We start from the raw sequence: 10,113 nt of genomic DNA on the forward strand, positions 1-10,113 counted from the left end.
TTGAATCCGTCGACCAGTACACAGCGTTGTGCGCGGGTAAAGGTTCGGGCTGAGGTCAAACCTTCCCCGGTGGGACCTGCGATGGTAGCCGTGAAATGTCCTTCGCCCAGGTACCCGACCCCGTTTAAGGAAGATCCGTTCTTAACAAAAATCGTAGTTTTGACCGCCTGGGCGAACGCGGTCATGTTGTCCACGTTTTTGGAGTGCATCACCGCAGTGTGATGGCGTCCGCCTTCCATCAGCACTGCCAGCCTGATGCCTTCCTGGACATTGGGCACTCTTACCACCGGCAGAATCGGCATCATGTACTCTTCCATCACCGTGATATGGTCGGCTTCAACTTCGTAGACGATCAGCTTGACGTTATCCGGGGCCTCGATGTCCAGGGCCTGGAGAATGCAAACCGCATCTTTGCCCACCCAGTCGCGGTCGAAATCTCCTTCCGCGGTGGTGAGCAGGCTGGTCAGGCGGTCGATATCCCTGCGCTCTTTCATGATGTAAGTAGGCTGCTTCGCGAATTCGGCCATGAGCTGATCGGCCACCGACTCTACTACCACCACTTCTTTCTCGCCGATGCAGTTCAGGTTGTTGTCAAAGCTGGCTCCCACCACAATGTCGCGGGCCGCCTTGACTATGTCGGCAGTCTCATCCACCAGCGCCGGAGGGTTCCCGGCTCCGGCGCCGATGGCCTTTTTACCTGAGGACATAACGGCTTTAACCACCCCGGGTCCTCCGGTGGCCACCACCAGGCTGATTTTGGGATGCTTGAGCAATTTCATGGTCTTCTGCAGGGTGGGGTCGGTCATGGTAACGATTAAATTGGGGGGGCCGCCGGCCTGAGCGATAGCCTCGTTGATGATCTGCACGCATTTATGGGTCACCTTTTTGGCATTGGGGTGGGGGCTGATCACAGCCGAGTTTCCGGCCACGATCATGCCAATGGCATTGCATATGGTCGTCTCGGTGGGGTTGGTGGACGGAGTAATACACACCGCCACTCCAAAAGGCTGTCTTTCCACCAGGGTAAGGCCGAAATCCCCGGCAAACACCTCCGGTTTTATATCCTCCATGCCGGGGGATTTCAAAGCCGCCAGGAGTATTCTGTTGACCTTGTCCTCCGGCCTGCCCATGCCGGTTTCTTCAGTGGTTATTTTAGCCAGAAGCTCGGCATTCTTCTCCCCGGCCCGCCGAATGGCCTCAATGATTCGGCCCCGCTTTTCCAAGCCCAGCTTGGGCAGCTGTTGTTGAGCTGCACAGGCACAGTCAATAGCCATTTCCAGGTCTTCAAATATCCCGTCTTTTCCGTCCTGGGATGGACCAGGCACGTGATAGACGTGCTCCGGTGCAATGTTTCCGGATTGGTCCAGCCTCTCCATAATCTGTTTGGTAATGGCTTGAACAATCGTCTCAGTATTCATCCGGTTATCCCTCCAATAGCTCGACAAATTCTCCGTTTTTGATGTTGCCCGCACGGGCTTCATCGACATCGATGTGAAATTCAGTTTTAAAATCTTCCCTTACCCGCACCCTGACGTTGTTAAAGACCAGCGCCCGATCTCCATGAGAGCGTATGCTAACCGTGTCACCGTCCTTGATTCCTAATCCGGCCGCCTCCGGAGGGCTCATGTGCAAATGCCGCAGTGCGCATATGACCCCCTGTGAACAGGTAATGGCGCCCCTGGGGCCGACGATTGACAAAGTGGGGGTGGGAGACCTTAACCCGGACTCCAGAAGCGGGGGATTGATCCCCAGGGTATAGCCGTCAGTCATGGATATCTCCACTTGAGTAGATTCCCGGGGGGGCCCCAAAACCCTGACTCCCGGTATGGCGCCTTTAGGGCCGACCAGAGTGACAGTCTCTTCATAAGCACACTGCCCGGGTTGACCCAATGCCTTGAACACCCGCATTTGATAGCCGGAGCCGAAAAGGGCTTCTATGTCCGGCCGGGACAGGTGCACATGACGATTGGAAATACCCACCGGAATCAAGAGCCGCTCTTCCTGCTGTACGGCCGACACGGCCTTTGCGATTAACCTTACCAGGGTTGCTTCGTCTATTGCTTGTGTCACGGTTTTTCCCTCCAACCATAATTCCATGGAATGTAACAGTCAGTGCAGATAATCTAAGGCTAAGAGTCTATTCAAAAATAAACGGAATCCGCTTATACAAGCGGGCGGCATTGCCTCCCATCAGCCGGGCTTTCCGGGTATCACTCCCACTGGGCGCATGCAATACCGGTTTATCCGCCGGCATTTGGAAGTGGGTCAGGGAAATGCTGCCCTGTTGGTCAATGCCGACCCCTACCGCCAGGAGAGAGGTTTCACAGGCCAAGCGGGCCAGTTCTATGCTGTTGCCCGTGGCAACCGGCAACAACAAGACCGGCATATGCTCTTCCTCTATGCCCCGGCTGGCATACTCGGCCAACTGCCGGGCCGACTCGCCGTCTTCATGACAAACCACTATGCTCAAGGTTTCTTTAGCCGTTAAATCTCTCATAATTACGCCTTCCCCCGATTGTCATGGCCGAAATATGACAGGACCAGGCCTGTAGCCACAGCGTTCCTGGGTCCCATAGACCCTCTGATATTGGCCCGTCCGGCCACGATCTTGTATTCAGCCAAGGCTTCGGTCACCATTTCCGGGATTTCAAAATCCAAGGCCGATCCGCCCACCATGACCACAAAGTCCAGCAGGCGGATGTTGCCGTCCGGAGCCACCTGGCGCAGAGCGCGCAGCACGTTGCGTACAAATACACGGCGCTTGGCTTCCCTTCTCACCGTTCTGATCCTCTCCATGGAATGGTGACTTATGATCGGTTCCAGGGTTTCACCTTTTAAGACCACCACCCGCGAATATACATGAGCCGGGAGGGGGTCGTTGTAGAATCTGACCGAACCGTCTTCCATGCGAATGTGGAACATACTCTCTACCCGGGCCAGCGGGTGGCGTTTGACATCTTCGGCGATGTCCATATTGTCCAGGTCGAGTTCAGACTTGATTAACATGGTGGTCATATCTCCGGCGCCAGCCAGGTGGGTTGAGTAAGTTTCGCCGCTGACGCTGATGATGGCGGCGTCGGTGGACCCGCCGCCCATATCCACAATGGCCAGCGGTATGGCAGTTCCGGGGGTACTTAATGCGCCTATAATAGCCATATTGGCTTCTACGCCCTCTATTTCCACCCGGACACCGATCTCTTTTTGCAGTTCCTCCGCGACCTGCTGCATGGGCAGGCGGTTGGTCTTGACCATGGCGGCAAGCCCCACCGCGTTTTCCAGGGCGGTTTCTCCGGCCACCCCGCCTTGCACCTCCCGGGGTACGAACATATCAACCGCCAGGATGTCTTGAATGGTCATCTCTTCCAGGGGCTGACCGGTGAGCTTGCTCATCACCGCGCGCACCCTTTCGGTCATTCCGCCTACATTGGTCCCGGCTTCGCCGCGCACATCGAGTATAGGGCGCACTTTTTCGACCGAAGTCATGATCTCGTCGGAACCCGCTTCTATATCAATGGAAGCATTATGCCTCTGTCCAAAAATCTGCAATTTGCCGGCCGGAATACGGCGGGCCCGCACATCCCCTGCCGGGGTTTTTATCACTACTGCGGAGCGGTTGCCGATCAAGGCACGGGCAATAGGAACTACCATCTTGGTTTCTTCAGAATCGAGATTAAACACCGTGGCAATGCCAAAGGGATTGGAAAGGGTTTCAACGGTCTTGCCACTTTCGGCCACTTCTACGGCCGCCTGCATATTGACCGGCACCTTTTCGATAAACCTCACTTCATCCACAATAGGAATGATATATTTGAGGCGATTGCTTATTAAGACCCCGTCATCGTTTTGTATAATGGCCCCGGCAACCGGCTTGCCCTGGTCTATGGCTTGATTAATGGCTGCCGCTACTTCCGCAAAATCGTAGCCGTTATCAACCAGGGGAATCACCGCGTCCGGCCCGTTGTAAGCGGCCAGATCCTTTAGATAAATGGTCTTACCTACGCCAAAACCGATACCCCCGGGAGTGGATGGATTATGCCCGATAATAGTCGACTCGGTGATGATGGTTTCAGTGATCGTTTCCATAGCAATGTCGGCGATTACCGGAGTGGCTTCATTGAGCAATATCAGGTCGATATCGTCAATATCATACGAGGTAAACCTTAAGGCATCGGTCAAAGCATTGATAATGCCGCGGATATTTTGTTTAGTCCCCTTTACGCCGGTGGTTCTGTCAATCCCACTGGCGATGAATTCCAACTGGGAGTTGTCAATACGGGCAATGGCCACCTCGGTAGTGGAATTGCCAATGTCTACGCCTGCAATTAAAGCCATTATTTCACCCCTCATAAGGGTTTGCCGGGGCAGGGCCTTAAACCCTGCCCCGAATCCCTGATTTAAGCCAGCATGTCGCGTTTTTCGTATACCTCGGCTGCTTCCCGGATCAGCTGGGCACAAGTTGTTGCATTGTAGGTCTTTTCCAGACGATCCGCATAACCCAGCAGTTCTTGTTTCGAAGATCTGAAGGGACGCAGCGAGTTGTAAATGGACAGGATTTCCTCATCAGGCACTGCGGTCAACTCCTTGGCGCGCCGGAAATTCTGGGCCAGAGAAGGCCGCCCCGCCGCTTCGGCGATCTCAGCCTGGTATTCCAGGGTGTCGGGGTGGATGCGAAGGTCTTCAAAAGTGATCTCCCCTTTTTTGACACCTTCCAGGGTCAATTCTTCCAGGCCTTTGCCGGTACGGCTTTTTATCAACGCAGGTCTTTTCTCCTGCAAAGGATAGTCTTGCGCAGTTAAGGCCGAACCGCTGCCGGCAGCACTGGCCTGGTTTACATTGCGCAATACCTCACGAACCAGTGATTCAATAGCTTTGGGATCCATGCTAGTCACCTCCGCTTTTCTTAATTAGAGAATTTAAATTCTACATCACGGTGTTCGGCGTTGAAAACCACCTCGCTGGTTTCCCGATTGTGCAGCAACACCGCGGTAGGCTGATAAATCGGCAGAACTGTCTGATCCAGGATAACCGGCACCGGATCTGGATTGTCACCCTTGGCATACCGGGCCGCATTGCGTCCGATGGCGCGATACAGAGGCAGGGTCACCAGGGGAGCCAGGGGGAATAACTCCAGATTCGTCAACGGGGTCATATCCTTATGCTCAATAACCGTAGTTCCTTTGGACTGCAAGCCGATGCCTATTCCCGAGCCGGCCAATTTGGCGGCATAGTTCCCGACAAAGCCAACGTCGCTGGTTCTGACAACTCTTACCACTCTGGCGACACAGCCTTCTTCCTCAATTCCGGCAATGATCTCGCGCAGCACCTGGGAATGGGGAAGCTTTTTAATGGTATAGTTCATGGTTTTACCAAACGCAGGTGCAATGCCGATTACCACTTCTTTGGGATTGGTGCCTCTCTGAGCCGGTCCTTTATCCGCCAGGGTCATGTCTTTGCTGTAGTCTACAGCCGCAGTCGAAGCGGCCGGCGCATTGGCCAATTCCTGCATTACCTGGGCTACAATGCCCGCAATTAATTGTTCATTGATCTGCACTGGTCTCCACCTCTTTCCAAATTAAGATTCGTAAGTCTCAGGATCGATTTCCTGAGGAATACGCTGAATCTTCTCCCAGGTCTCGGTGTCTTCTTCCAAGCGATAACCAGTTCCAGGACCCCGATAGTCATTGAGCATATCGCCGATGGCGGACAATACTTGATTCTCGGCGGTGACAATGGCTGAAGTCTGCAGAAGGTCTCCGGTGACCTTATGCTTCATCATCTGAAAAAGGTTGGCGGCAATATCTTCAAAGCCATGTTTTATCAGGGCTTTAATAAGGTCTAAACCGGTTATGCCCTTTTTCATCATGTCCTGAGCGGCATTGATGTCTTCGCGGATACTGCGCGGGGGCATATCCTTGCTGCCGTGAGAGTAAGTGGCGGCTTCCACTTCCTCATCAGTGATTTCGGGGAAGCCGAACTCTTTAAATACCGCCTGTATGGCCCGGGCGGCCCGGTTTCTCACCGCAATGGTCTGCTCTTCGGTCACCGGTACCAGACCACCGTTCACAGTCAGGTCACGCTGTATCACCAGGTAGTCGTCAAAGTCTTCGGCGTCGAAGTTGGCGCCGGCAAACATGTTGTCATAATTGGGAACACCGCCGTACCCTGAGAAGATAAAGTCGGTTCCGGCTATAACCAGCGGGAAGGTCCGCGCCGCACGGCGCAGGTCGGAAGGCGAGAAGATCTGGTCACAGCCCGAGGCATTCTCCAGGTCGCACATGGCGGTGATGAGATTCTCCGCATGCACCGAGCGAACCCCGCTGGGAACAGACATGGCGATACCGCAGCAGCTGATGGAGCCGTTCTGCAAGCCCTGCACCCCGGCGCCCTTAGTGATCATGATGCATTTGGTTTCCAGGTAGAGCATGGAGCGGCCATCGGCATATCCCATCTGTACCTCTGAGCCGGAGCCGGAGGTGAAACGCAGTTTGATGCCGCGGGAAGCATACCCGGCGGCCAGAAATGCTTTGGACCATGGAGTGTCGTCGCCGTCAGCGAAAACACGCTCGGTGCCGTATACGGAAACGGTCTCGGCATAGGTGGTCATACCCCGCATACCCAGTTCTAATTCCAGTGCTTCTTCGATGGCGCATTGTGTGAGCAGACCGACATGGGGTGTCTGCCCGCCGATCAGAATAGAAATGGCGTTAAACGGCGCTATGGGTGCGACCCCCACCGTGGTTTCAGCTTCAGAGAAGCCGCGCAGCCGGTTTTCAGCGGCATCAGCAGCCAGCTGCACCGGATTGTCAGTGGCGCTGGTGGTATGGCATTGAATCGCTGGGATTTTGCGGGCCCGCATCTTGTGAATACCCATCATGATCTCGGTCTCGTCCAGCCTGGTTACCACATCCACAAATTTGGAGGGGGTAAGACCTTTGGCCAGCCGCACGATTTCCTCACGGGGTACGCAGATGTCCACAATCATCCGGGCGATCTTCAGTGAATCCATAGCCATGACTTCCTCGGCCACGGATTTGTCTATATAATAATCAGCGATAAACTGGTCAATCATATCGAAATCAGCCCGAGCGACGCCGTCCATTTCCACGACGACCCCGTTCTCTATTTTGATGCTTGGCTTGGGATCCTTAACACCCTGGAAAGCGGTGAGACCTTTTTCTGGCCAGTCTTTTAAATATGAATGCCGGTTTACCGGCTTTTCTGCCAGAACCTGAAATCGTTTGGTCTTAAAGGTCTTGTCTTCGTAGGCCACCCAAATCACTTCCTTTCGTTTATGCGTTACCGGATATACGAAGTTTGCATACTCTGCGGCGCGCTGCCCATTGTGGAAAGCAGTTTCTGGGCGCATTCTCTGCCGGCCATTACCGCTTGTTTAACCGCACCGGAATCCCCGGTTATCATGATCATGAACTCATTGGTATGGCTGGTATTGAAAGCCGGAGAGGCATGCATCACGATCTCGACATTGGCGGCTTTGACGGCCACATCGGACATCATCAGACCGATTCCGGCCGGGCAGCCCACCACCAGTCCCCAGGCCTTGCCCAGGGGGGCTTTGAAGAATTTGTTCAGGGCATAGCTGGCCCGGGCGGTATACTGCAGTTCGCAGAAGCCCACTTCATTGGCCCAGATATCGCCGAAGGTCCAGCTCATAGCCCCCAGGGTGATTTCCACGGCGCGGCGGGCGTCGGATACTTCCTCAGCGCCGAAAACCGCCAACGAACCGTGAGCACCCATTAAATGCGCGTCTCTGGGCAGTTCGAAAATCAGCAATTCGGTGTTGCTGGCTTTAACCGCTTCGTCACAAGCCATGATCTGCGGCCCGGCTCCCGCTCGGGAGCTTATAATACCGATGGAGCGGTATTTGGGATCGATCTCTAGCCTTTCGCGGATGGCATCATCCACGTTGGCTATGACCAAACCTATCGAATCACCGAAAGCAGTGCCTACAAACTCGGTCATGCCTGCAGCGGCGCATTCTTGAATGTTCGGAACCGCAGCGGCGCCTACTGCTTCGGCGGCCATTTTTTTCTGGACTTCGTCCATAACCTTTTGAATCAGTTGTTCTTCCTGCACAGTGTTCACCTCCGTTTAGATGTGAGCTGAATTCTTACATTATAATGGAGTCTTGGGGAGGATCTTCTCAGTGTCGGTATGGGGGCGAGGAATAACGTGAACCGATACCACTTCTCCTACTTTTTGGGCGGCGGCAGCGCCGGCGTCAGTGGCGGCTTTGACAGCGCCTACATCGCCGCGCACCATTACGGTTACTAAACCGGATCCGATTTTCTCATAGCCTACCAGGCTGACATTGGCAGCTTTGGCCATGGCGTCGGCCGCTTCGATAGCTCCAACCAATCCGCGAGTTTCCACTAATCCGAGGGCTTCCTGTGACATGCTACTCAGCTCCTTTCAAATTCGGGACTTAACTTAAAAACTAATGGCTCTATAAATATGGCCAGGCTCTTCTCCCCTATCAGACCACCTCCTTGGATATATCAAAACACCGCTGTTTAATTACGTCCTTAAGCTCCTTCACCCCCTCGCCCGTCCGGGCTGAAACCGGGTAGTAGGGCGGCTGTACCCCGGCATGGGCCAGAAATCTGATGGTTCTGGCTATATCGGCCTGGGGTCTGTCGATTTTGCTCACCACCCCCACCACCGGTTTGAGTAGTGCCAGAGTCCATCCCTGCGGGATCTGCTCCCGGTCTACATCCGCTGCCAGCACCACAACCACCAGATCGGCCTGCTGGGTGCTGATGAAACAGTTCTGATAGAATCGAGGTATCTCCGCGTATTCCCCTGGCGTATCCACATATTCTCCTCTGAAATCAACCGTTTGGGTCTTATTGGCCTCTTTATGCTCCAAGAGCAAAGCATTGATCAAAGTGGTCTTTCCGGCCCCGCTGGGGCCAACAAACATGGTGCGCATATCAAGACCTGGTAAGGGGCGCTTTTTGAAAACCGAGTATGGCGGCCAGGAAATTGTTGGCTTCATTCAAGGCCATTTCCAAAGCGCTCACCGGGCCGGTAACAACCAGCGATCCGGTGAACCTGTCCACGAATACGATATCAACCGGGGCGGCTTTGATGGTGCGGTCCGCCGCAATGATGGCTGCTTCACTGGGGGTGATGGTCATCACGCCTATGGCTTTATCCCCTTCAAAGCCGAGCTTGGCAGACAATTTGCTTTCGGGGTGGGCAATAATGTGACACAGAGTGACCTGTTTGCCGGGAACGTATTCTTGAATTACGCGCGGTTTCTCTTCGGCCATAGCGCCCTTCCTCCCCAGAATAGAAACTCAGTTTTTCAAGCTCTCACGCTGATACACTAGGATTTCTACTTGCCGGGGAAATAGCCTGGGGTAGCATTTGCCTTTGATAGAGCACCTATTGCTTTGAAATTTACATCTTGCAGGTCAGCAAGAAAGGATTTGAGGAGCAGGGCTTTTATGTTTTGCGCTGTCAGTATCATAATTTGCCATTGAATCAAAAACTGGTTAAAGCTATTCTAATGGTGATGCAATCCATGCCGTATTGCTATCCAAATTTGCCAAAGGGAGTCGGATGACAATAGTTGTAAGGGCAACAATTATATAATGGAAAAAAGCAACTGGGGGCGAAAAATAGAATGGCAAAAAACAGCTCAAAACACATTTTTCACCTGGGCGATGTTGTGGATGTTAAGATTCTTCAGGAGATTATCGACTGTTTTTGCAATGCTACCGGACTGGCGGCAATAATTGTGGATTATCAGGGCAAACCCATCACCAGCTACGGCAACTTCCATCCTTTTTGTCAAAAACTCAGAGCCCATCCCATCGGTTGCGCCGGGTGTGAAAAATCAGACGCTTACGCCGGCATTGAAGCAGTTCGTACCGGACAGCCCTACATGTATCGCTGCCATATGGGATTGATTGATTTATCCTCACCTATTATTGTGGAAGGACAGTACCTGGGTGCGGTTATGACCGGACAAGTCCATGTGGAAGATGATTCCCTGGAGCGGATTACCAAGCCCGCCATTAATCTCAAAGATTACCCGGAGCTCGATCAGCTCCACCAAGAAGTGCAGACCGTGTGAGAAGTTTGGAT

Annotated in this window: 12 protein-coding genes; 1 reads left to right on the forward strand and 11 read right to left on the reverse strand. The window is 53.6% G+C overall.

Features of this window, described 5'->3' with window-relative positions; genetic code table 11:
• The 11 genes from B3W37_RS16195 to B3W37_RS16245 form a co-directional block, all read right to left on the reverse strand.
• A partial coding sequence (locus B3W37_RS16195) for an aldehyde dehydrogenase family protein (protein WP_483176439.1) occupies positions 1–1,418 on the reverse strand: 1,418 nt, incomplete at its 3' end.
• A gap of 4 nt (positions 1,419–1,422) precedes the next feature.
• The gene (locus tag B3W37_RS16200; protein WP_483176440.1) at positions 1,423–2,070 is read right to left on the reverse strand and encodes a phosphate propanoyltransferase; all 648 of its coding nucleotides are present in this window, start codon (positions 2,068–2,070) and stop codon (positions 1,423–1,425) included.
• 67 nt (positions 2,071–2,137) lie between these two features.
• Positions 2,138–2,497: a glycerol dehydratase reactivase beta/small subunit family protein gene (locus B3W37_RS16205; RefSeq protein ID WP_483171744.1), complete on the reverse strand. Its 360-nt coding sequence runs from the start codon at positions 2,495–2,497 to the stop codon at positions 2,138–2,140.
• Between the two features lie 2 nt (positions 2,498–2,499).
• On the reverse strand, positions 2,500–4,332 hold the full coding sequence (locus B3W37_RS16210) for a diol dehydratase reactivase subunit alpha (RefSeq protein WP_483176441.1): 1,833 nt from the start codon (positions 4,330–4,332) through the stop codon (positions 2,500–2,502).
• Between the two features lie 62 nt (positions 4,333–4,394).
• Positions 4,395–4,880: a diol dehydratase small subunit gene (locus B3W37_RS16215; RefSeq protein ID WP_483176442.1), complete on the reverse strand. Its 486-nt coding sequence runs from the start codon at positions 4,878–4,880 to the stop codon at positions 4,395–4,397.
• A 20-nt stretch (positions 4,881–4,900) separates the two neighbouring features.
• Positions 4,901–5,551: a propanediol/glycerol family dehydratase medium subunit gene (locus B3W37_RS16220; protein WP_483171747.1), complete on the reverse strand. Its 651-nt coding sequence runs from the start codon at positions 5,549–5,551 to the stop codon at positions 4,901–4,903.
• Positions 5,552–5,572: 21 nt separating this feature from the next.
• Positions 5,573–7,270, reverse strand: a complete 1,698-nt coding sequence (locus tag B3W37_RS16225) for a propanediol/glycerol family dehydratase large subunit (protein ID WP_483171748.1) — start codon at positions 7,268–7,270, stop codon at positions 5,573–5,575.
• 26 nt (positions 7,271–7,296) lie between these two features.
• Entirely contained in the window at positions 7,297–8,094 is a 798-nt protein-coding gene (pduB, locus tag B3W37_RS16230; protein WP_483171749.1) for a propanediol utilization microcompartment protein PduB, read from the reverse strand.
• A 39-nt stretch (positions 8,095–8,133) separates the two neighbouring features.
• Positions 8,134–8,415, reverse strand: coding sequence for an ethanolamine utilization microcompartment protein EutM (eutM, locus tag B3W37_RS16235; RefSeq protein ID WP_481038135.1), 282 nt, complete (start codon positions 8,413–8,415; stop codon positions 8,134–8,136).
• Positions 8,416–8,494: 79 nt separating this feature from the next.
• Positions 8,495–8,950 (reverse strand): EutP/PduV family microcompartment system protein, encoded by a 456-nt coding sequence (locus tag B3W37_RS16240; protein WP_483171750.1) that lies wholly within the window; start codon positions 8,948–8,950, stop codon positions 8,495–8,497.
• Between the two features lies 1 nt (position 8,951).
• Positions 8,952–9,293 carry a BMC domain-containing protein gene (locus tag B3W37_RS16245; protein ID WP_481038133.1) on the reverse strand — a complete coding sequence of 114 codons (342 nt, stop codon included), beginning with the start codon at positions 9,291–9,293 and terminating at the stop codon, positions 8,952–8,954.
• Positions 9,294–9,649: 356 nt separating this feature from the next.
• On the opposite strand from B3W37_RS16245, the gene B3W37_RS16250 reads away from it, so the two are divergent.
• Positions 9,650–10,102 carry a PocR ligand-binding domain-containing protein gene (locus B3W37_RS16250; RefSeq protein ID WP_483176443.1) on the forward strand — a complete coding sequence of 151 codons (453 nt, stop codon included), beginning with the start codon at positions 9,650–9,652 and terminating at the stop codon, positions 10,100–10,102.
• The last annotated feature ends 11 nt before the right edge of the window (positions 10,103–10,113 follow it).

It is taken from the genome of Syntrophomonas sp. UBA5494 (assembly GCF_002426325.1).

What these genes read in the sequence shown, in the direction of transcription:
- B3W37_RS16205 (WP_483171744.1), bottom strand. Translation starts at nt 2,497, where the DNA reads ATGAGAGATTTAACGGCTAAAGAAACCTTGAGCATAGTGGTTTGTCAT.
- B3W37_RS16210 (WP_483176441.1), bottom strand. Translation starts at nt 4,332, where the DNA reads ATGGCTTTAATTGCAGGCGTAGACATTGGCAATTCCACTACCGAGGTG.
- B3W37_RS16215 (WP_483176442.1), bottom strand. Translation starts at nt 4,880, where the DNA reads ATGGATCCCAAAGCTATTGAATCACTGGTTCGTGAGGTATTGCGCAAT.
- eutM (WP_481038135.1), bottom strand. Translation starts at nt 8,415, where the DNA reads ATGTCACAGGAAGCCCTCGGATTAGTGGAAACTCGCGGATTGGTTGGA.
- B3W37_RS16240 (WP_483171750.1), bottom strand. Translation starts at nt 8,950, where the DNA reads ATGCGCACCATGTTTGTTGGCCCCAGCGGGGCCGGAAAGACCACTTTG.
- B3W37_RS16245 (WP_481038133.1), bottom strand. Translation starts at nt 9,293, where the DNA reads ATGGCCGAAGAGAAACCGCGCGTAATTCAAGAATACGTTCCCGGCAAA.
- B3W37_RS16250 (WP_483176443.1), top strand. Translation starts at nt 9,650, where the DNA reads ATGGCAAAAAACAGCTCAAAACACATTTTTCACCTGGGCGATGTTGTG.